Consider the following 20,605-nt stretch of genomic DNA (forward strand, 5'->3'; position numbering starts at 1 on the left):
CGGGAGCGATCCGAGGGTACAAGATCACCTAAGTTAGGCTGATCGGGTGATAGATTGACGTAAGCGGCTTTCGAGTGCGCGAGCCTCCGTCGGGCCGGTTGACCCTTCGCGGTCCCCGCTCGCGCCTTGCTGCAGGCGGTTGGAATGGCCCTTCGCGCGGGGGCGATGTGCTGATCAGCATCCGGCTGACGCGAGGGACGTGTGAGCTGGGGCAGCAACTCCGCAGAGACCCAGCTGGCGAGAGTCTTGGCGACGGTGGCTTGTGGCCGTGCCCCTCGCGGTGGTCGAACGCCGGTTCGTCGCAACCGGCTGTGAGGTTCGCGGGACGCGTGCAAGACGCGGCGATGGCGGCCGAAACCTTCAAGCAAGCCGCAGCGACAGCGGCCGGGCAGTTCCGGCTCGCATTCGGCCAGGCGTGTCAGCGTCGAGCCGCGCATCCTGCGGCGACCCCTGATGTGCTGGCAGTCATGCCGGTGGTGAGCACTCGCCCATGACCACCAGCGCCGCCGGACGCCGGACTCGGCCACTCCGCTGAAGCGCCCCCGGTCATGGCGGTGACCAGTGACTTTGTGCCCGCGTTCACAAGTGGACTACCGTAGGTCCGTCGGCCCCGCGAAGCCCGGCATCAAACCGGACGCAAGCCGTGGGGTCAAGAGTCGGTTTCCCGCCACCCGGGTGGCCTGGGAGCGGACCTGAGCCAGCCGGACGAGGAGAGACCAGCGTGGGGACACAGCGGGGTGGGCGCGGCGGTGCCGAACCGCCGGTCACTCCACCCCCAGGCGAGCCTGGGGCCACGGACGGTGACGAAGCCCGGGCTGTCCGCCGTCGTCCCGGTGGTCGAGTGGCCGGTAACGGTCGTGGCGCGGCTGGTGGCAACGGCCGCGGGGTAGCGGCGGGTGGCCGCGGAGCCGGTGCGGAAGGGGCGGGTACCCGTCAAGCGCCCGCGGAGCAGACGGGTAACCGGCGAGCTGCGGCGCAGGAGAACGGTGGCGCCGCGGTGACCGGTGACGGTCGTGCGGCCGCGCCAAGGGCTGCCGGGAACAGTCCCCGGCGCAGAACCGCCCGGGCCGCCACTCCCGAAAGAGCCGCCCGAGTCACCCCGGACGCCGACAACGCGCCCACCGCCGAGATCCCCGCCGTCTCAGAGGTCGAGGACACCGCGGTCCGGGCGAAGCAGATTCCCGAGGCCGCGGTTGCTCGCCTGGCCGTCTATCTGCGGGTGCTGTCGGGGCTCGCGGAGCAGGGCGCGACCACCGTCTCCAGCGAGGAACTCTCCGCCTCCGCCGGGGTCAACTCGGCGAAGCTGCGCAAAGACCTGTCCTACCTCGGCTCGTACGGCACCCGTGGGGTCGGCTACGAGGTGCGGGTTCTGGTCAGCCAGATCGAACGTATCCTCGGGCTCACCCGGCAGCATCGCGTCGCCGTGGTCGGGATCGGTAATCTCGGGCACGCGCTGGCCAACTACGGCGGGTTCCCGGGGCGCGGGTTTCCGGTCGAAGCGCTCTTCGACACCGACCCCGATCTGATCGGTATCCCGGTCGGTGGGATCCCCGTCTCGCATCTTGAGGAAATTCCACGCATTTGTGCCGAACGGCAGATTTCCGTCGGGATCATCGCCACACCTCCTACCGCTGCGCAGTCGGTGTGCGACAGGCTGGTGACAGGCGGCGTCCAGTGCGTCCTGAACTTCGCGCCGGTGGTGCTGCGGGTACCGGCGCACGTCGAGGTCCGCAAGGTCGACTTGGCCGTCGAGCTGCAGATCCTGTCCTTTCACGTGGCTCGTCGCGCCGATCACGCCGAGGCGGTCGCGCGGAACCGGGGTAATCCCGGGTTACCGGGCGCCGGCCTGCCGACCGACAATGGCGGTACGGGTGACGGACGAAACGGCGCCGGAACGGACGGCGGTCTCGGAATGGTGGTGCGCTGAATGAGCGTGTTGGCGGTCGGGCTCTCCCATCGCAGTGCGGACCTCGGGACGCTGGAGCGGGTCGCGGTCCCCGCCGGTGCCGTGCTCAAAGTGCTGTACGGACTCCAGCAGGCGGAGCACGTCAGCGAGGCCATGCTCGTCTCGACCTGCAACCGTATCGAGGTCTACGCCGTGGTGGAGACCTTCCACGGTGGGGTCAACGACGTCTCGGAGGTGCTCGCCCATCAGGCCGGGATGGAGCCCGCCGAGCTGTACGACAACCTGTACGTGCACTACGCGGGCGCCGCTGTGGAGCATCTGTTCGCGGTCGCTTCCGGGCTCGACTCGATGGTGGTCGGCGAGACGCAGATCCTCGGCCAGGTCCGGGCCGCGTACGCGACCGCGCGCGAGGCCGGCACGGTCGGCCGCACGTTGCACGAGCTGATCCAGACCACGCTGCGCGTCGGCAAGCGCGTGCACTCCGAGACCGGGCTCGACCAGCTCGGCGCGTCCGTGGTGTCCGAAGCACTGAACGCGGCGGGTGAGCTCGCCGGCAAGCACGCGCTGATCGTCGGGGCCGGGTCGATGGGCGCGCTCGGCGCGTCGCAGCTGGCCAAGGCCGGGATCGGCCGGATCACCGTGGCCAACCGCACCGGCGCGAACGCGGTCCGGCTCGCGGAGAAGGTCACCGAGCAGGGGGTGCCCGCGCGGTCCGTGCCGCTGGCCGAGCTGGCCGGCGCGGTGGCCGAAGCGGACGTGGTGGTGGCGTGCACCGGTGCGCGGGACGCGGTGTTCCTGGCCGAGCATGTGCCGCCGCGCGGCGGGCGTCCGCTGGTCGTGTGCGACCTGGGACTGCCCAAGGACGTCGATGTGGCGGTCGGCGAGCTGGCCGGCGTGACCGTGGTCGACCTGGAGACGATCCAGCGCCGCATGCGCGAAGCCGGCGCGCCGACCACCGAGCGGCAGACGGCCAAGGCCAACGGCATCGTGCTCGACGAGGTGCGCGAATACCTCGCCGGGCAGCGCAGCGCCGAGGTCACGCCCACCGTCACCGCGCTGCGCCGCCGCGCGGCCGAGGTGGTCGACGGTGAACTGCTGCGCCTGGACCACCGGCTGCCGGAACTGGACAGCCAGGTGCGGGAAGAGGTCGGCCGCACGGTGCGCCGGGTGGTCGACAAGCTGCTGCACGCGCCGACCGTGCGCGTCAAGCAGCTGGCCGTGGAGACGGCCGACACCGATTACGCCAACGCCCTGCGCGAGTTGTTCTGCCTCGACCCGCAGGCCCCCGCGGCCGTGGCGAGCCCCACCGCACCCGCGGTGACCCCATCCCCGGAAATCGAGAAGAAGTCGTAAGTGACCAGAGTCATTCGCATCGGCACGCGAGGCAGCAAGCTGGCCCTCGCCCAGACCGGCACCGTCGCCGACGCCCTGCGCGCCACCGGCGCCGAGGTCGAGATCGTCACCGTGACCACACCGGGCGATCTTTCCAGCGCCCCGATCTCCGAGATCGGCGTCGGCGTGTTCACCTCCGCGTTGCGAGAAGCCTTGCTGCGCAACGAGATCGACGTGGCAGTGCATTCGTACAAGGATCTGCCCACGGCGCCGGAACCCGGTCTCGTGCTGGCCGCGGTTCCCCCGCGCGAGGACCCGCGGGACGCGCTGATCGCCCGGGACGGGCTCACGCTCGGTGAGCTGCCGCCCGGTTCCAAGGTCGGCACTGGGGCGGCCCGGCGGATGGCGCAGCTGCGTGCGCTGGGGCTCGGTTTGGAAATCGTGCCGATCCGGGGCAATATCGATACCCGCATGCGCAAGGTGACCGACGGTGAGCTCGATGCCGTGGTGCTCGCGCGTGCCGGACTGGCCCGGACCGGCCAGGTCGGGGTGATCACCGAGACCCTCGACCCGATCCAGATGCTGCCTTCCCCCGCGCAGGGGGCGCTGGCGCTGGAGTGCCGGGCCGCCGACGTGGACACCGAGCACCTGCTCGCGTCCACTGTGGACGATGAAAGCACGCGGGTCGCGGTGACGGCCGAGCGTGCCCTGCTGGCCGCGCTCGAGGCGGGGTGCAGCGCCCCGGTGGGGGCGCTCGCCGAGATCGTCGAGGACCTCGACGCCGAGGGCGCGGTGCTCGAACGCATCTCGCTGCGCGGCACCGCTGCCGTGGAAGGCGAGAACGGCGCGGTCGACATGGTGCGCGCGTCCGGTATCGCCGACCTCGGCGAAGCCGAGCAGCTCGGCCGGACACTGGCCGCCGAACTGCTCGACCTCGGGGCCGGCGCGCTGTCCGGCCCCGCACACTGACGCCCCGCGTCATCGATCCGCACGACCTGCCCGACATCCGCGGCCGGAGTACCGGCCGCCCCAGAGGAGAAGAACACCAACGATGACCCCCGCTCGCAAGACCGCAGGGCGCGTCGCTTTCGTGGGCTCGGGCCCCGGTGACGCCGGTCTGCTCACCGTCCGCGCCCAGGAGCTGCTGGCCAAGGCCGAGGTCGTGGTGACCGACCCGGACGTGCCCGCCGGCGTGCTCGCCTACGCCGCGGCCGACGCCGAGGTCCGGCCCGCCGTCGGCGAGCCCGCCGACGTCGCGAAGGACCTGACCGCCGAGGCCAAGGCAGGCCGGCTCGCGCTGCGCCTGGTCTCCGGCGACCCGCTGACCAGCCCCGCCGTGGTGGCCGAGGTGCAGGCGGTCGCCCGCACCTCCGCCGTGTTCGACGTGATCCCGGGCGTTTCGCCGGGTGCCGCGGTGCCCGCCTACGCGGGTGTCGCGCTGGGCGGCACGCACACCGAGGTGGACGTGCGCGGCGAGGTCGAATGGGGCGCGCTGGCCGCGGCCCCCGGCCCGATCGTGCTGCACGCCACCTCGGCGCACCTGGCCGAGGCGGCCAGCCAGCTCACCGAGAAGGGCCTGCCGCCCTCCACCGCGGTCGCGGTGACCGCCAACGGCACCATCAACACCCAGCGCACGCTGGACACCACGCTCGCCGCGGTGGCCAACGACGCCGGCGAGCTGGTCGGCCCGCTCGTGGTGACCGTCGGCCAGGCGGCCGGGCAGCGTTCGAAGCTGTCCTGGTGGGAGTCGCGCGCGCTGTATGGCTGGAAGGTGCTCGTGCCGCGCACCAAGGAGCAGGCCGGCGAGATGGCCGACCGGCTGCGCGGGCACGGCGCGACCTCGCACGAGGTGCCGACCATCTCGGTCGAGCCGCCGCGCAGCCCGGCGCAGATGGAGCGCTCGGTGAAGGGCCTGGTCGACGGCCGCTACCAGTGGATCGTGTTCACCTCCACCAACGCGGTCCGCGCGGTGTGGGAGAAGTTCGAGGAGTTCGGCCTCGACGCGCGGGCGTTCTCCGGCGTGAAGATCGCCTGCGTCGGCGAATCGACCGCGGCGAAGGTGCGCTCGTTCGGCATCATCCCGGAGCTGGTCCCCCACGGCGAGCAGTCGTCCGAGGGCCTGCTGGCCGAGTTCCCGCCCTACGACGACGTGCTGGACCCGGTCAACCGGGTGCTGCTGCCGCGGGCCGACATCGCCACCGAGACGCTCTCGGCCGGGCTGGTCGACCGGGGCTGGGAGGTCGACGACGTGACCGCCTACCGCACCGTCCGGGCCGCGCCGCCGCCCGCGGAAACCCGCGAGATGATCAAGACCGGCGGGTTCGACGCGGTCTGCTTCACCTCGTCCTCGACCGTCCGCAACCTGGTCGGCATCGCCGGCAAGCCGCACGCCCGCACCCTGGTCGCGTGCATCGGCCCGAAGACCGCGGAGACCGCCGTGGAATTCGGCCTGCGGGTGGACGTGCAGCCGGAGAAGGCCGACGTCCCGCACCTGGTCGACGCGCTGGCCGAGCACGCCGCCCGGCTGCGGGCCGAGGGCGCGCTGCCGCCGCCGCGCAAGGCGAAGCGGACCCGGCGCAGCTGAGTCTTCGAGGCCCCTCTCCGAATTTCGGAGAGGGGCCTTGGTGCATAGTGTGTGGCTATGTCGAGGATCGAGGTATACCTGCCGAACGAGCTGGCTGAACGGGTAAGGGTCGCCGGTCTCGACGTCAGTGCGATTGTGCAGCACGCGCTGTTCGAGGCGCTGCAGCGGCAGGCCACGGATGCGTGGCTCGATGCGCTTCCGGCGCCGCGACGCAAGATTTCGCACGAGGCGGTCATGGACGCCATGGATGCCGCACGTGCAGAACTGGGTGAGCCGAGGCGTGCCGCTCTGGGCCAGCCAGCCTGAACCACGATGAAGCCTGTGAAGGGCACCTTCACAGCCGCTGAGTCCGTGAAGGTGCCCTTCACAGCTTTGGCCCGGGCCACCTCACTCGCCGAGGAGATCGCCTGAGCGCCGGAGTACCGTGGTCGGCGTGTTCCCCGAGCAACGACCCCGCAGGCTCCGTACCACGCCGGCGATGCGCAGGCTGGTCGGCGAGACGACTCTGCGCCCGCGTCAGCTGATTCTGCCCATGTTCGTGGCCGAAGGGACGGCCGCGCCGCGGCCGATCAGCAGTATGCCGGGGGTGGTTCAGCACACCCGGGACACGCTGCGGAAAGCGGCGGTGGAGGCGGTCAACGCCGGGGTCGGCGGGCTGATGCTGTTCGGCGTGCCGGCGCACCGGGACACCGAGGGGTCCGGCGCGGTGGACGAGAACGGCATCCTCAACGTCGCCCTGCGCGATCTGCGCAGTGAACTCGGCGACGCGACGGTGTTGATGGCTGACACCTGCCTGGACGAGTTCACCGACCACGGGCATTGCGGCGTGCTCGACGCGGACGGCGAAGTGGACAACGACGCGACCCTGCGCCTGTACGCGGAAATGGCGGTCGCGCAGGCGGAAGCGGGCGCGCACGTGCTCGGGCCGAGCGGCATGATGGACGGCCAGGTCGGCGTCATCCGCCGCGCGCTCGACGAGGTCGGGCATCTGGACAAGGCGATTCTGGCGTATTCGGCCAAGTACGCCAGCGCGTTCTACGGCCCGTTCCGGGAAGCGGTCGATTCGCAGCTCAAGGGCGACCGCAAGACCTACCAGCAGGATCCGGGCAACGGGCGGGAAGCGTTGCGTGAGATCGAGCTGGATCTGGCCGAGGGCGCGGACATGGTGATGGTCAAGCCCGCACTGTCCTATTTGGACATCATCAAGGCGGCGGCGGACCTTTCGCCGGTGCCGGTGGCCGCGTACAACATCTCCGGGGAATACGCGATGGTCGAGGCGGCCGCGGCGAACGGCTGGCTGGATCGCGAGCGCACCGTCCTGGAGGTGCTCACCTCCATCCGCCGGGCCGGTGCGGACCTGATCCTGAGCTACTGGGCCGCGGAGGCCGCGGCCTGGCTGGATTGAGCCGGGGCTAGGGTTCTCCGGTGGCCGACAACGACGAGCCGGATGGCGGAGTGACCGGTGCCCCTTCTCCCCGGGACCGCGGGCTGACCGACGACGAACGGCGCAAGCGGGGCCGGGCGCCGGATCCGGTGTCACCCGGGCAGTCCGTGGCGAAGGCGCAGCCGCCGAGCCAGGTGCAGATCGCGTTCGTGCTCATCCTGGTGGGCGCTGTGGTGCTGCTGGCCGGGCAGATCGTCACCATCCTGTTCAAACAGCAGCTGATCGACGACGCGATCCGGCACGGCACCGAGTCCGGGCTGAAGTTCGACCCCGAGGACGTGGCGGCCAACGCGGACACCCTCATCTGGGCGTTGTTCGTCGGGGCACTGTGCTTCGGTGCGCTGATGTCGTTGTTCGCGTGGAAGGCCAGAGAAGGCACCCGGTCCGCGCGCACCGTGGTCGCCCTGCTCATCGCAGGCGGGCTGGTGTTCCAGCTCGGGCTGGTGCGCAGTGTGTTCTCGGTGGTCTCGTCGCTGGCATTGGTGATCGCGCTGATCCTGTTGTACCTGCCGAAGGTGGCGGAGTACTTCCCGAAGGCCGGCAAGAAGCTGTAATGGGGCGCACCCTCTACGCCGAACCAGGCGTCCGCTGGACGGCGCTCGTCTGGGGGCCGCTGTTCGCGCTGCTGGGTGCGGTCGCCGAACTGGCCACCGGCGGGCGGGTACACGTGATCGGCTGGGTGCTGATCGGCTTCGCGCTGGCCGCGCTCACGCTGCCCTGGGTGTTTGCCCGCCGCCGGTTCCTGTCGCTGGCGGTCACCACGCAGGGGCTGCGTCAAGGCCGGGAACATCTGCCCGTGGCGCGGATCGCGGAGGTGGCCGACGTCGGCGCCCCGGTGGGGGCGAAAGTGCTCGGCGGTGGCTGGGCGGTACCACGCAAATACGATGAGCTGCCGGTGAAGCTCGACGACGGCACGGTGGTGCTCGCGTGGGCTCGGGATGTCGAGTCGCTGCGCGCGGCGCTGGCTGAGCTCGTCGCGGACAACCGCCGGTCGGACCGGTTCGAGGGAAACGAAGATGACAACTGAACCCGGGAGAGGGAAGCGGGGCGACGGCGAACCTGAAAAGGTGGACCCCGTGATCGACCTTCCCCAGCCGACCGGCGCCGGACTGTGGCCGCCGGAGGAAGCCGAGCCGCCCTCGCGGCTCAACCAGCCGTGGCGGGCCTTCGTCGCGCTCGGCGAGATCGTGGTGGCCGGGATCGTCGTGTGGCTGGCGTTCCTGCTGTGGGCGGCCGGCCACATCGACGTGTGGATCACGGCGCCGGACGGGGTGACGCTCGATTCGCAGCGGTACTTCGGCGGGTACCTCGCCGGGGCGCTCGGGCTCGGCACGCTCGCCGCGGTGCTCGTGGTGGACGCGATCCGTCAGTTGCTGCTCGCGGTGCGTGCGCGCCACCGTAAGAAGGAAAGCTGAAGCCCGCCAGGCACCATGGCGGATACACAGCTGTCGCACAGGCAACCGACAGCTGACTGCTAAGCAGGGCCAGCAGTGTTGCCCGCATGACGCGGCTGCGCACCCGGACCTGGGTCCTCAACGGAGTGCTCGTCGTGCTGCTAGGCGGCGCGGCTTTCGGGATTTACCAAGCATTTTCACCCTCCGCCGATACGGCGCAAGCGCAGACCCGGACCACTCCGGTCCGGCGCGCCACCGTGACCGAGACCGTTTCCGCGGCCGGTACCGTGGCCAGCGGGTACACCGGCGCGGCGAACTTCACCAGCGCCGGCAAGGTCACCGCGATCGACGTGAAAGTCGGCGATGTGGTGAGTGCCGGGCAGAAACTCGCCACCATCGATTCCACCCAGGCGGCGAAGCAACTTCAAGTGGCCAAAGCGAATCTCACGGTCGCCGAAGACAATCTGGACACCAGCGGTACTTCCAGTACTTCCGGGCAGACCGGAGCCCAGGCGCAGGACACCACGGCCTCGCTTCAGGCCAAAGTGGACCAAGCCCAGCTGGACGTGGACAACGCGCAGGCGGCACTCGACGCGACGGTGCTCACCGCGCCGGGCGCGGGCACGGTGACCGCGGTGAACGGTTCTGTCGGCCAGCAGTCGAGCAGCGGGTCGAGTGGTGGTTCCGGTTCGAGCAGCAGCACGCAATCGTCCACATCGTCCGGATCGGGTGCGCAATCCGGTAGTGGGCAGCAACAGTCGTCGTCTTCTTCGGGCAGCAGCGGGTTCATCGAGATCACCGATATGAACAGCCTGCTCGTGAACACTTCGATCGCGGAAATCGACGTGAGCAAGGTGAAGGCGGGGCAGCAGTCCACGGTGACCCTCAACGCGTTGCCGGACAAGCCGATTCAGGCGAGTGTTTCGAAGGTCGACCTGACCCCGACCACGAGCGGCAGCGTCGTCTCCTACGGTGCGCAGCTGACCTTGACGAACCCGCCGTCCGGGTTGCGGCCCGGGCAGTCGGCGAGTGTGGTGGTCACCGTCGCCGAGGCCGACAACGTGCTGAGCGTGCCCGCCGCGGCAGTGCAGACGACCGGGACGACCAGCACGGTCACGGTGCAACAGAACGGAAATACCGTCCCGCGTCAGGTCGAGATCGGCGTTCGCGGTGAGGCGACGGTGGAGATCAAGTCCGGTCTGTCCGAAGGGGACAGTGTGGTGATGACTGCGGCCTCCCCGTCGGCGACGAGCGGCACCAGCGGTCAGCGTAGCGGTGGCCTCGGTGGTTTCGGCGGCGGCCAGGGCGGCTTCACCGGTGCTCAGCAGGGCGGACTCGGCGGCGGCAGGGGACGCGGATGAAGCCGGTGATCGCGGTTTCCGGGCTACGCAAGACTTATGGCAGCGGAGAAACCGCGGTGCACGCTCTGCGCGGGGTGGAGCTGGTGGTACAGCCGGGGGAGTACGTGGCCATCATGGGTGCTTCCGGGTCCGGCAAGTCCACATTGCTCAATCTGCTCGGTTGCCTCGACGTGCCGAGTTCGGGCCGGTATCTGCTCGACGGGATGCCGGTCGGTGAACTCAACGAACGCCAGCTCTCCTTGCTGCGCAACCGCAAGATCGGGTTCATCTTCCAGTCCTTCAACCTGGTGCCGCGGACCAGTGCTCTGTCCAATGTAGAGCTTCCATTGATCTACAGTGGACTGCGCAGAGCGGACCGGCGGCGCCGGGCAGTGGCCGCGCTGGAGATGGTCGGCCTGTCCGATCGCGCGAAGCACCTGCCGAGCGAGCTGTCCGGCGGGCAGCAGCAGCGGGTCGCGGTGGCCCGCGCGCTGGTCACCGGGCCGGCCCTGCTGCTGGCCGACGAGCCGACCGGGAACCTGGACCGGGCCAGTACCGAGGACGTGCTCGGCGTGTTCGACCGGCTCAACGCGCTCGGCCGCACGGTCGTGGTGATCACGCACGAGGACGAGGTCGCCGCACACGCGCACCGGGTGGTGCGGGTCAGCGACGGCCTGATCGTGGCGGACGAGGTCACCCGGACGAGGGGCGTGGTCGCGTGAACCTGGCGGAGATCCTCCGGTTCGCGGTGCGTGGGCTCACCGCGAACAAGCTGCGTTCGGTGCTGACCACGCTCGGCATCACAATCGGCGTCGCCTCGGTGATCCTGCTGGTAGCCGTGGGGAACGGGGCCTCGGCCGCGATCACCGCGAGCATCCAGGGCCTCGGCACGGACGTGGTGAACGTGTCCCCGGTGCGGGGCGGCGCGCAGGGCGCCACTACGCGGCCGCTGACCGTGCAGGACGCGCACGCGCTGGCCGATCCGGTCGGCGCGCCGGACGTGCGGGCGTCCTCCCCGGTCGTCAGCACCACCGCCACCGCGGCCTACGGGCAGACGTCCTACGACGTGTCGAGCGTGATCGGCACCGAACCGGGCTACTTCACCACCACGAACCGGCAGGTCGCCGACGGTGCGCTGTTCACCGCCGAAGACGTCACGCAGGCGCGCAAGGTCGTGGTGCTCGGCCCGACCACCGCGCAGTCGATCTTCGGTGCGAGTGAACCGGTGGGGAAGAACGTACTGCTCGACAGCATCCAGTTCACCGTGATCGGGGTGCTGCAGACGAAGGGCAGTACCGGCTTGCAGAACGCGGACGACGTGGCGATCGCGCCGATCAGCTCGGTGCAGAACTCGCTCGCCGGGTACGGCGCGCTGAGCCAGATCGCGGTGCAGGCGAATTCGGCGGACTCGGTTTCCCTGGCACAGGCCGAGGTGACCGCGATCCTGAACGCGCGGCACGGCATCCGGGCCGGGGCCACCCCGGACTACCAGGTCCAGAACTCCGCGCAGCTGCTCGCGACGCGCACTTCGGCGGTGAGCACGTTCACCGTGCTGCTCGGCGCGGTGGCCGCGATCTCGTTGCTGGTCGGCGGGATCGGGGTCACGAACATCATGCTGGTCACGGTCACCGAGCGGATTCGCGAGATCGGGATCCGCAAGGCGATCGGCGCGCCCCGCTCGGCGATCCTCGGCCAGTTCCTCGCCGAGGCGACCATCCTGAGTCTCTTCGGTGGCCTGCTGGGTGTCCTGATCGGACTGCTGGGCAGCAGGTTCGGCTTCGCCGGCATCCAGCCGGTGGTGGTGCCCTCCTCGATCGTGCTCGCCTTCGCGGTGTCCGCGCTGATCGGGCTTTTCTTCGGCAGTTTCCCGGCGAACCGGGCTTCGCGGCTGCGGCCGATCGACGCTCTCCGGCACGAATAGGAGTTCCCGCCAATGTCCACATCCGCTCCACCGGAACCGTCCACTCCGGACGATCCCACTACGGAACTCCCGCCGGTGCCCGAGGATCTGGTGGCCACCCCCGCGGTCGACGCCGACCTCGGTACGGAGCTGCGACGCGTCGCTCGCCCGTTCGGCAAGCCGACGCTCGTGCTCGCCGCGGTACTCGTGCTCGCGGTGGCGTTCGGCGCCGGCGCCTGGACGCACTCGGCATTCGGCTCGTCGAGCGGCACCGGTTCGGGCTCCGGCACCGGACGCGCGGCACAGTCCTCGGGCCAGCCGGCCGGCGGGCAGGCAGGCGGCTTCCGCGGTGCCGGTGGCCGGGGCACCGCGGGCACGGTGGAAAAGGTCGACGGCAGCACGGTCACGCTGAAGACCGTGCAGGGCGAGGAAGTCAAGGTGTCCACTTCGGACTCCACGACGGTCGGCCTGACCCAGCCGGGCAAACTCGCCGACCTCAAGCCCGGCGCGACGGTCACGGTGCAGGGCCGGACCGGAACCGACGGGTCGGTGACCGCCCAGTCGATCGTGCAGCAGCCTGCGCGCTGAGGCGGGCTGTGAAGGCCACCTTCACAGCCTCTGGGGCCAGGGTTCCGGCAAAGTCGGTGTAGAGGTCCGTGAAGGGACCCTTCACGGACTCTGAGTCTGTGAAGGGTCCGTTCACAGACTCGGCTTGGGGGGGGGGAGCCGCGACGTTCGTGGCGTCAGGTGATGTCGTTGAGGGCGATGATCGCGATGTTGAGGGCGGTCGTGTAGCAGAGCCAGCCGAAGTAGAGCAGCAGCAACAGTGCGGCGGTGCGGGATCGGCGGCAGAACAGGCCGACCGTCATGATCACGAAGAAGTCGAGAAGCACGATGTCCACGCAGGCGAGCCGGACCGAACCGCCGGCGAAGAACAGCGGCGCCCAGAGCAAGTTGAACAGCAGGCCGATGCCGTAGAGCGCGAAGCCCTGGGTCTCCCCGTCGGTACGCCAGTACGCCCAGCCGGCCAGCGCGAGGACCACGTACGACACTGTCCACAGCGGACCGAACCAGGCGCCCCGCAGCGCCCAGGACGGGGCCTCGAACTGGCTGTAGACATCCGGCGTGGCCATCGTCGAGAGCGAGCCGACCAGCGCGACCACGGAGACCAGGCCGAGGAACAATGCGAGCATGACCCACGGGTTGCGCTGCTGAGTGGGCGCCGTCACATCTCCTCCTGTTCCGCTCGGCGTTACCTGTCAAAATACCGCCTGGCCCGGTGGTTCGCCGTGACTGCACGCGGCCGGGCGGGGCGGCTCCGGCGGATTTGCAAGACTGGGCAGGTGAGCACTGGCACCGAGCAGTCCAAGCGTTGGTTCGAACGGGCGAAGGCAGCCGTCCCCGGCGGGGTGAACTCGCCGGTGCGGGCATTCAACTCGGTCGGCGGCACGCCCCGGTTCATGGTCCGCGGCGACGGCCCGCACCTGTGGGACGCGGACGGCAACCGCTACGTCGACCTGGTCTCCTCCTGGGGGCCGATGATCCTCGGGCACGCGCATCCGCAGGTGGTCGCCGCCGCCCGGGAGGCCGCGACCGGCGGGCTCTCCTTCGGCACCCCGACGATCGGCGAGGTCGAGCTGGCCGAGGAGATCATCGGCCGGGTCGCCCCGGTCGAGCAGGTCCGGCTGGTCAACTCGGGCACCGAGGCCACGATGAGCGCGATCCGGCTGGCCCGAGGCTTCACCGAGCGGCCGAAGATCGTGAAGTTCGCCGGCTGCTACCACGGGCACGTGGACGCGCTGCTCGCCCAGGCGGGCTCCGGCGTCGCCACGCTCGGGCTGCCCACCTCGCCCGGGGTCACCGGGGCACAGGCGGCGGACACGATCGTGCTGCCGTACAACGACCTCGCCGCGGTCCGGCAGTCCTTTGTGGAGAACGAAGGTCAGATCGCCGCGGTGATCACCGAGGCGGCGGCGGGCAACATGGGCGCGATCGCGCCGGAGCCCGGGTTCAACGCCGGGCTGCGCGACCTCGCGCACGAGCACGGCGCGCTGTTCATCGTGGACGAGGTGATGACCGGGTTCCGCGTCTCGCGCGCGGGCTGGTTCGGCCTCGAAGAGGTGGCCGGTGACCTGTACACCTTCGGCAAGGTGATGTCCGGCGGCCTGCCCGCCGCGGCGTTTGGTGGCCGCGCCGACGTGATGGCCAAGCTGGCGCCTGGCGGCCCGGTGTACCAGGCGGGCACGCTGTCCGGAAACCCTGTCGCGGTGGCCGCAGGCCTCACCACGCTGCGTATAGCCGACGACGCTGTGTATGCGAAGCTCGACGCCAACGCGAAGCGTCTCGGCGATCTCTTCGCCGCGTCGCTCACCGAAGCGGGCGTCGCGCACACCGTGCAGTACGCGGGCAACCTCCTGAGCGTCTTCTTCAGCGAGACTCCCGTACGCAACTACGCCGAAGCGCAGGCCACGGAGACCTGGCGGTTCGCGCCGTTCTTCCACGCGCTACTCGACGCGGGCGTGTACGGCCCACCGAGCGCGTACGAGGCGTGGTTCGTGAACGCGGCAATGGACGACGAGGCCTTCGGCGTCATCGATGCGGCGCTCCCGGCTGCTGCGCGCGCTGCGGCTCAGGCGGTGCAGTCGTGACCACGGTCGTTCACATGCTGCGTCACGGCGAAGTGCACAACCCCGACAAGATCCTGTACGGCCGGTTGCCGAACTTCCGGCTGTCCGAGCGGGGGCAGCGGCAGGCGCTGACGGTGGCAGAGGCCGTCGCGGGGCATGACCTCGCGTACGTGGTCGCGTCGCCGCTTCAGCGGGCGCAGGAGACCGCGACGCCGATCGCTGCGGGACACCGTCTCGACATCGCCACCGACGACGGGCTGATCGAAGCGGCGAACGTCTTCGAGGGCCAGCGCGTGGCTGTCGGTGACGGCGCTCTCCGACAGCCGAAGGCATGGCCGCACCTGGTCAACCCGTTCCGGCCGTCCTGGGGCGAGCCGTACCTGGAGATCGCGCACCGCATGGTCGGCGCGGTCCACCGTGCGCGGGAGAAGGCCGAAGGCCGCGAAGCGCTGTGCGTGTCCCATCAGCTGCCGATCTGGACGCTGCGGCGCTTCCTGGAGGGCGAGCGTCTATGGCACGACCCGCGCCGCCGCCAGTGCTCGCTCGCTTCGCTCACCAGCCTGGTGTTCGACGGCGAAGCCCTGGTGGAGATCGTCTACAGCGAGCCCGCAGGCACGACCGATCCGAAAGTGACCGGCGCGTGAAGCGGCGGGTGCTCGGGGTGCTGCTGGCGGCCACGCTGGCCGTCGCCGGCTGCTCCACCGGCAAGGACGCCGTGGTCTCGGGCGGTACCTTCACCTTCGTTTCGCCGGGTGGGCAGCTCGACATCAGCTACCCCGTGGACAAGCGGCAGAAGGCGCCCGTGATGTCCGGGGACGACCTGATGAACAACGGCAAGCAGCTGTCGCTGGCCGATTTCCCCGGTAAGCCGATCGTGCTCAACCTGTGGGGCCAGTGGTGCGGGCCGTGCCGTTCGGAGTCCCCGGAGCTGGAGAAGACCAGCAACGAGATCCAGCCGATCGGGGCGAAGCTGATCGGGCTGGACGTCCGCGACCCGGCCCGCGACGTGGCACAGGACTTCGTGCGGGACCGCGGGCTGACCTACCCGTCGATCTGGGATCCGTCCGGCCGCGTGCTGCTGCAGCTGACCGGGTACCCGCGCAACATCATCCCGTCCACCATCGTGCTGGACAACCAGCACCGGGTGGCCGCGGTGTTCCTGCGCACGGTGGCCTCCTCGGACCTGATTCCGCTCGTGCAGAAGCTGGTGGCGGAGAAGTAGCGCGGCGTCCCAGCCGTGAACACCCAGCCGGGACGAAGGTCCCGACGTGGGAGTGGCGTACGTCCTGTGAAGCGGCCCCGCCGGTCTTACGCCCAGCTCACTGCCTACTCTCAGGTGCGTGAACTCCGTCTCCGAGCTAGCGGTCTCCGGACCGCTGCTGCTCGCTGCGGGTGTGGCGCTGGTGGCCGGGGCGATCTCGTTCGCCTCGCCCTGTGTGGTGCCGCTGGTGCCGGGCTACCTGGCCTACCTCGCCGCGCTCGTGGGCGCCGATGCCCCGGCGGTACGGGACGGCGAGGACCGCAAGAAGGGCCGTTACGCCGTGCTGGGCGCGGCGGGCCTGTTCGTGCTTGGGTTCACCGTGGTGTTCGTGGCGACGCTGGGCACGCTCGTCTGGCTCGCAGACACCTTGCTGGTCAACCAAGACCTCCTGCAACGCATCGGTGGCGTACTGACCATCGCGATGGCGCTGGTCTTCCTCGGCTGGATTCCCGGACTGCAGCGCGAGTTCCGCTCACACCGTGTACCCGGCGGTGGGCTCTGGGGCGCGCCGGTGCTCGGCGCGGTGTTCGGGCTCGGCTGGACGCCGTGCATCGGGCCGACGCTGTCCGCAGTGACCAGCCTCGCGAGTGCGACCGGTGGGGCCGCAGTGCGCGGGTACGTACTCGTGCTCGTCTACTGCCTCGGCCTCGGCGTGCCGTTCCTGCTGCTCGCCCTCGGCGCTCGCTGGGCCGTACGCGCCACGGATTGGCTTCGCCGCAACGGCCGTCGCGTACAGCTGGTCGGCGGTGTGCTGTTGCTGATCGTCGGTGTCCTGCTGGTCACCGGATTGTGGGGAGACGTCATGGGCTGGCTGCGCAACTCCTTCGCCTCCGACCTAGAGCTGCCGCTGTGACCACCACCGAAGCGCCCCCAACGAACCCTCAGCGTCCGTACCGACAGACGCGCTTCACGCAAGCGCTCGCGCTGCTGCGCAACACGTGGCGTGGGCTCACCTCGATGCGCACCGCGCTGGTGCTGCTGTTCCTGCTCGCGCTCGCCGCGCTGCCCGGCGCCCTCCTGCCACAGCGTCGGCTCAACGTCAGCAAGGTCGACGAGTACATCTCCGCGCACGGCTGGTGGGGCACGCTGCTCGACAAGCTGGAGTTCTACGACGTCTACTCCAGCGTCTGGTTCTCCGCGACGTACATCCTGCTGATGATCTCGCTCATCGGCTGTCTCGCCCCGCGCAGCTTCGAGTACGTCCAGCAAATGCGCGCGCGGCCGGTGCTGACTCCGCGCAACCTCGCACGGATGCCGCACCACCGGATCGCGCGTACGTCGCGTACGCCGGAGACGATACGCGAAGACGTGCGTAAGCAGCTGTCCGGCTGGCGGAAGATCGAGCGCGAAGAAGGAGACGGCGGGTTCAGCATCTCCGCCGAGCGCGGCTACCTCCGCGAAACCGGCAACCTGCTGTTCCACTTCGGCATGCTCGGCCTGATCATCTTCTTCGCCCTCGGCAAGCTCTACAGCTACGAGGGCCAGGTCATCGTGCAGGCCAACGGCGGCCAGTTCTGCAACTCCGGCATCTACAACTACGACTCGTTCGAAGCCGGCCTGACCGTCGACGGCACGCAGCTGAACCCGTTCTGCGTGAAGGTGAACGACTTCACCGCGCGCTACGCTCCCAGCGGCCAGGCGGACTACTACCACTCGAACATCCAGTACCAGTCCGGCGGAGACCTGCAGACCGGTGCCTGGCAGCCGTACAACCTCGAAGTCAACGAACCGCTGCGTACCGCCGGTGACCGCGTCTACCTCCTGGGCAACGGCTACTCGCCGCAGTTCACGGTGACCTTCCCGAATGGACAGCAGCGCACCCAGAACACCCAGTGGCGCTTCAGCAACCAGGCCACCATGCTGTCCGACGGTGCGACCAAGTTCGACCCGCCGGGCGTTACGGACGAGATCAAGCGGCGTACCCAGCAGCTCGCGATCACCGGACTGCTCGCGCCGACTTCGTTCGTGCACGGCGGAGTGCTCACCTCCACCGCTCCGGAGCTGGACAACCCGATGGTCGCGGTCGATGTGCTGCGCGGTGACCTCGGGCTGGACGCCGGCCGTGGGCAGTCGGTGTTCGAGGTGGACAAGTCCCGGATCGAGGACGGCCGGCTCAAGCGGGTCGCGCGGCAGAACCTCGCGGTCGGGCAGGAGCTGAAGCTCGACGACGGCACGCGCATCCGCTTCGACGGCGTCAACAAGTGGGTCAACCTGCAGATCTCGCACGACCCGACGCAGGGGTACGTGCTGGGCTTCGCGATCGTGATGTTCGCCGGGCTCGGGGCGTCCCTGCTGGTCAAGCGGCGCCGGGTGTGGGTGCGGGTGCGCCAGGGTGACGAGGGCCACGCGGGTACCGTCATCGAGGTCGCCGGGCTGGCGCGCACGGATCAAGCCGGGTATGGAGAAGAGTTCCAGCGAATCAGTGAACGGCTGGTCACCGGCCGGAAAGGCAGCTGATGGAGATCAACGAGACCTTCTCGCAGTACAGCGATTGGCTCTACACCACCACGGTGGCGATCTACGTGGTGGCGTTGCTCTTCTCGCTGTTCGAGCAGGCCTTCGGGGCGAAGGGCCGGCTGGCCGCCGAGCGCAGCCGGCAGAAGGTGCTCGTCGGCGCGGGCGGGCCGGACACCGAACTGGAGGACGCGGACGTCCCGGCGAAGCCCGAGCCGCTGCCGCAGGTCGGCCGCCCGGAGCGGATCGGCCGGATGGGCGCGGCGCTGCTCGTGCTCGGCGCGATCCTGCAGCTGACCGCGATCGTGCTGCGTGGTCTCGCGGTGCACCGCGCGCCGTGGGGCAACATGTACGAGTACGGCATGGCGGTCACCTTCATCGCGGTGGTCGCGTGGCTGATCGTGATCAAGAAGTTCCCGGTGCGCCACCTCACCGGCTTCTTCCTGACGCCCGTCGTCATCCTGATGTTCATCAACGGCACGATGCTCTACACCGTGGCCGCGCCGGTGGTGCCCGCGCTGCAGTCCTACTGGCTCTACATCCACGTGTCCGCGGCGATCATCGGTTCCGGTGTTTTCCTGGTCCCGGGCGTGGCGAGCGTGCTGTACCTGTTCCGCACCGCGCACGACAAGGACACCGCGCGGTTCGCGAAGTTCGGCCCGAAGCTACCGGCCGCCCAGGTGCTGGACCGGATCGCCTACCGGGCGACGATCGTCGCGTTCCCGATCTTCACCTTCGGTGTGCTGTGCGGCGCGGTGTGGGCGGAGGCGGCGTGGGGCCGGTTCTGGGGCTGGGATCCGAAGGAGACGGTGGCCTTCATCGCGTGGGTGGTCTACGCCGCCTACCTGCACTCTCGTGCCACAGCGGGCTGGCGTGGCACCCGTGCGGCGGTGATCAACGTCGTCGGTTTCGCGGTGACGATCTTCAACCTGTTCTTCGTCAACCTGGTTACTGCAGGCCTGCACTCCTATGCCGGAGTGAATTAGCGGAGGGTCCGCAGGATCCTGCCCGGCATTTGCGACTACCTTCGTCGGCAGGGGTACTCGACAGCGAAGGACACGGGAGGTTGACACGGTGACCGGACCCAGTGAAGAGGCTGCCGGGGGACCGCAGCCCGAACCGGCCCAGGTACCGGCAGCCGAGCTGTTCTCCGAAGAACGCACCGACTCCGCACCACACCCGGGCACCGGCCCGTACGACGCGCAGCCGACACAGGTCGTCCAGCCGGATCCGTACGCCGCGCCGCCGGGTCAGCCTGCCCTGCCACAGCCGCACGGCTATCCCCAGCCGGGCGGGTATCCGCCGCAGGGCTACGACCAGAACCTGCCGCCGTTGCAGCCGGAGCCGGGCTATCCGCCGGGCTACCAGCAGTCGCCGCCCGGGACCGCGCCGAACCCGCTGCAGGGGTTGCCGCAGCCGGGCTCGTCCGGGCCGGACGAGCTGTCCACCGCGCACCTGGTCAAGCAGCAGAAGCGCGCACCGCAGTCCGGCTGGCGCAAGGCGGTGTACCGGGGCTCGGGCAAGCTGGTCAACCCCGGCGAAAGCCCGGCGGACACCCGTCGCAGGGAGCTGATCGCGCGGGTCAACCAGCCCTTGCGCGGGTGCTACAAGATCGCGATGCTGTCGCTGAAGGGCGGCGTGGGCAAGACCACCACCACGACCACGCTCGGTTCCACGTTCGCCTCGCTGCGTGGTGATCGAGTGGTGGCCGTGGACGCGAACCCGGACCGCGGCACCCTTTCGCAGAAGATCGCCATCGAGACCACCGCGACCGTGCGGCACCTGCTGCGCGACGCGGACAAGATCACGCGCTACAGCGACGTGCGCTCGTACACCTCGCAAGGCGCGAGCCGGTTGGAAATCCTCGCCAGCGAACAGGATCCCGCGGTGTCCGAGGCGTTCTCGGAGACCGACTACCGGCGCACGGTGAACCTGCTGGAGCACTTCTACAACATCGTGCTCACCGACTGCGGCACCGGCTTGATGCACTCGGCGATGAAGGGCGTCCTCGACGTCGCCGATTCGCTCGTGGTCGTCTCCTCCGGCTCGGTCGACGGCGCCCGCAGCGCCTCGGCCACGCTGGACTGGCTGGAAGCGCACGGCTACGGCGACCTGGTGAAGCGCTCCGTGGTCGTGATCAACTCGGTGCGCCCGAAGGGGAGCTCGGTCGACCTGGACAAGCTGTCCGCACACTTCGGGGCCAAGGTGCGCGCGGTCTGCCGCATCCCGTTCGACCCGCACCTGGAGGAAGGCGCGGAGATCGAACTGGAACGGCTGGCCCCGGTCACCCGGCTGGCCCTGCTGGAACTGGCCGCCACGGTCGCGGACGGGTTCGGCGGGCAGCAGTACCGCTGAGTTCCGTG

At 69.8% G+C, this 20,605-nt stretch carries 21 protein-coding genes; 20 read left to right on the plus strand and 1 reads right to left on the minus strand.

What is annotated here, in order from left to right; genetic code table 11:
• Positions 1–1,129: 1,129 nt before the first annotated feature.
• From D5S19_RS18130 to D5S19_RS18190, 13 genes are all read left to right on the plus strand, one after another.
• A complete protein-coding gene (locus D5S19_RS18130) occupies positions 1,130–1,927 on the plus strand; it encodes a redox-sensing transcriptional repressor Rex (RefSeq protein WP_233574020.1) in 798 nt (265 codons plus the stop codon).
• Positions 1,928–3,259, plus strand: coding sequence for a glutamyl-tRNA reductase (locus D5S19_RS18135; RefSeq protein ID WP_120024528.1), 1,332 nt, complete (start codon positions 1,928–1,930; stop codon positions 3,257–3,259).
• Entirely contained in the window at positions 3,260–4,207 is a 948-nt protein-coding gene (gene hemC / locus D5S19_RS18140) for a hydroxymethylbilane synthase (RefSeq protein ID WP_170069731.1), read from the plus strand.
• 82 nt (positions 4,208–4,289) lie between these two features.
• Positions 4,290–5,822 carry a bifunctional uroporphyrinogen-III C-methyltransferase/uroporphyrinogen-III synthase gene (locus tag D5S19_RS18145; RefSeq protein WP_120024529.1) on the plus strand — a complete coding sequence of 511 codons (1,533 nt, stop codon included), beginning with the start codon at positions 4,290–4,292 and terminating at the stop codon, positions 5,820–5,822.
• A gap of 57 nt (positions 5,823–5,879) precedes the next feature.
• Positions 5,880–6,128, plus strand: coding sequence for a type II toxin-antitoxin system CcdA family antitoxin (locus tag D5S19_RS18150; protein ID WP_120024530.1), 249 nt, complete (start codon positions 5,880–5,882; stop codon positions 6,126–6,128).
• Between the two features lie 127 nt (positions 6,129–6,255).
• A complete protein-coding gene (gene hemB / locus D5S19_RS18155) occupies positions 6,256–7,227 on the plus strand; it encodes a porphobilinogen synthase (RefSeq protein ID WP_120024561.1) in 972 nt (323 codons plus the stop codon).
• A gap of 20 nt (positions 7,228–7,247) precedes the next feature.
• Positions 7,248–7,820: a hypothetical protein gene (locus D5S19_RS18160; RefSeq protein WP_233574016.1), complete on the plus strand. Its 573-nt coding sequence runs from the start codon at positions 7,248–7,250 to the stop codon at positions 7,818–7,820.
• Positions 7,820–8,293, plus strand: coding sequence for a hypothetical protein (locus tag D5S19_RS18165; RefSeq protein WP_120024531.1), 474 nt, complete (start codon positions 7,820–7,822; stop codon positions 8,291–8,293). Before D5S19_RS18160 ends, D5S19_RS18165 begins: the two co-directional genes overlap by 1 nt.
• 49 nt (positions 8,294–8,342) lie before the next feature.
• Positions 8,343–8,681, plus strand: coding sequence for a hypothetical protein (locus D5S19_RS18170; protein ID WP_199730553.1), 339 nt, complete (start codon positions 8,343–8,345; stop codon positions 8,679–8,681).
• Between the two features lie 86 nt (positions 8,682–8,767).
• Complete coding sequence (locus D5S19_RS18175) at positions 8,768–10,021, plus strand: efflux RND transporter periplasmic adaptor subunit (RefSeq protein ID WP_120024533.1); 1,254 nt, start codon at positions 8,768–8,770, stop codon at positions 10,019–10,021.
• Complete coding sequence (locus D5S19_RS18180; RefSeq protein WP_120024534.1) at positions 10,018–10,722, plus strand: ABC transporter ATP-binding protein; 705 nt, start codon at positions 10,018–10,020, stop codon at positions 10,720–10,722. The genes D5S19_RS18175 and D5S19_RS18180 overlap by 4 nt, the downstream gene beginning before the upstream one ends.
• Positions 10,719–11,921, plus strand: coding sequence for an ABC transporter permease (locus tag D5S19_RS18185; RefSeq protein ID WP_120024535.1), 1,203 nt, complete (start codon positions 10,719–10,721; stop codon positions 11,919–11,921). The genes D5S19_RS18180 and D5S19_RS18185 overlap by 4 nt, the downstream gene beginning before the upstream one ends.
• Positions 11,922–11,933: 12 nt before the next feature.
• On the plus strand, positions 11,934–12,488 hold the full coding sequence (locus D5S19_RS18190) for a DUF5666 domain-containing protein (protein ID WP_120024536.1): 555 nt from the start codon (positions 11,934–11,936) through the stop codon (positions 12,486–12,488).
• Between the two features lie 155 nt (positions 12,489–12,643).
• Here D5S19_RS18190 and D5S19_RS18195 read toward each other — a convergent pair whose 3' ends face one another.
• Positions 12,644–13,129 carry a TspO/MBR family protein gene (locus D5S19_RS18195; protein ID WP_233574017.1) on the minus strand — a complete coding sequence of 162 codons (486 nt, stop codon included), beginning with the start codon at positions 13,127–13,129 and terminating at the stop codon, positions 12,644–12,646.
• A gap of 114 nt (positions 13,130–13,243) precedes the next feature.
• Between D5S19_RS18195 and hemL the strand changes: the two genes are divergently transcribed.
• The 7 genes from hemL to D5S19_RS18230 all read left to right on the plus strand — a co-directional run bounded on the left by hemL (position 13,244) and on the right by D5S19_RS18230 (position 20,597).
• Complete coding sequence (gene hemL, locus D5S19_RS18200) at positions 13,244–14,548, plus strand: glutamate-1-semialdehyde 2,1-aminomutase (protein WP_120024537.1); 1,305 nt, start codon at positions 13,244–13,246, stop codon at positions 14,546–14,548.
• Complete coding sequence (locus D5S19_RS33195; protein WP_120024538.1) at positions 14,545–15,171, plus strand: histidine phosphatase family protein; 627 nt, start codon at positions 14,545–14,547, stop codon at positions 15,169–15,171. Before hemL ends, D5S19_RS33195 begins: the two co-directional genes overlap by 4 nt.
• Positions 15,168–15,749 carry a TlpA disulfide reductase family protein gene (locus D5S19_RS18210; protein WP_233574018.1) on the plus strand — a complete coding sequence of 194 codons (582 nt, stop codon included), beginning with the start codon at positions 15,168–15,170 and terminating at the stop codon, positions 15,747–15,749. Before D5S19_RS33195 ends, D5S19_RS18210 begins: the two co-directional genes overlap by 4 nt.
• Positions 15,750–15,867: 118 nt before the next feature.
• Positions 15,868–16,641: a cytochrome c biogenesis CcdA family protein gene (locus D5S19_RS18215; RefSeq protein WP_098511778.1), complete on the plus strand. Its 774-nt coding sequence runs from the start codon at positions 15,868–15,870 to the stop codon at positions 16,639–16,641.
• Positions 16,638–18,245: a cytochrome c biogenesis protein ResB gene (gene resB / locus D5S19_RS18220; RefSeq protein ID WP_120024539.1), complete on the plus strand. Its 1,608-nt coding sequence runs from the start codon at positions 16,638–16,640 to the stop codon at positions 18,243–18,245. The genes D5S19_RS18215 and resB overlap by 4 nt, the downstream gene beginning before the upstream one ends.
• Positions 18,245–19,228, plus strand: coding sequence for a c-type cytochrome biogenesis protein CcsB (ccsB, locus tag D5S19_RS18225; protein WP_120024540.1), 984 nt, complete (start codon positions 18,245–18,247; stop codon positions 19,226–19,228). The genes resB and ccsB overlap by 1 nt, the downstream gene beginning before the upstream one ends.
• A gap of 88 nt (positions 19,229–19,316) precedes the next feature.
• Positions 19,317–20,597: a MinD/ParA family ATP-binding protein gene (locus D5S19_RS18230; protein WP_120024541.1), complete on the plus strand. Its 1,281-nt coding sequence runs from the start codon at positions 19,317–19,319 to the stop codon at positions 20,595–20,597.
• Positions 20,598–20,605 lie beyond the last annotated feature (8 nt).

The sequence above is a fragment of the Amycolatopsis panacis genome, assembly GCF_003600245.1.
GTDB classification, from domain to species: Bacteria; Actinomycetota; Actinomycetes; order Mycobacteriales; family Pseudonocardiaceae; genus Amycolatopsis; species Amycolatopsis sulphurea.

Excerpts from the sequence above, each read along its gene's own strand:
- D5S19_RS18135 (WP_120024528.1), top strand. The coding sequence starts at position 1,928 with ATGAGCGTGTTGGCGGTCGGGCTCTCCCATCGCAGTGCGGACCTCGGG.
- D5S19_RS18145 (WP_120024529.1), top strand. The coding sequence starts at position 4,290 with ATGACCCCCGCTCGCAAGACCGCAGGGCGCGTCGCTTTCGTGGGCTCG.
- D5S19_RS18150 (WP_120024530.1), top strand. The coding sequence starts at position 5,880 with ATGTCGAGGATCGAGGTATACCTGCCGAACGAGCTGGCTGAACGGGTA.
- D5S19_RS18165 (WP_120024531.1), top strand. The coding sequence starts at position 7,820 with ATGGGGCGCACCCTCTACGCCGAACCAGGCGTCCGCTGGACGGCGCTC.
- D5S19_RS18175 (WP_120024533.1), top strand. The coding sequence starts at position 8,768 with ATGACGCGGCTGCGCACCCGGACCTGGGTCCTCAACGGAGTGCTCGTC.
- D5S19_RS18180 (WP_120024534.1), top strand. The coding sequence starts at position 10,018 with ATGAAGCCGGTGATCGCGGTTTCCGGGCTACGCAAGACTTATGGCAGC.
- D5S19_RS18190 (WP_120024536.1), top strand. The coding sequence starts at position 11,934 with ATGTCCACATCCGCTCCACCGGAACCGTCCACTCCGGACGATCCCACT.
- ccsB (WP_120024540.1), top strand. The coding sequence starts at position 18,245 with ATGGAGATCAACGAGACCTTCTCGCAGTACAGCGATTGGCTCTACACC.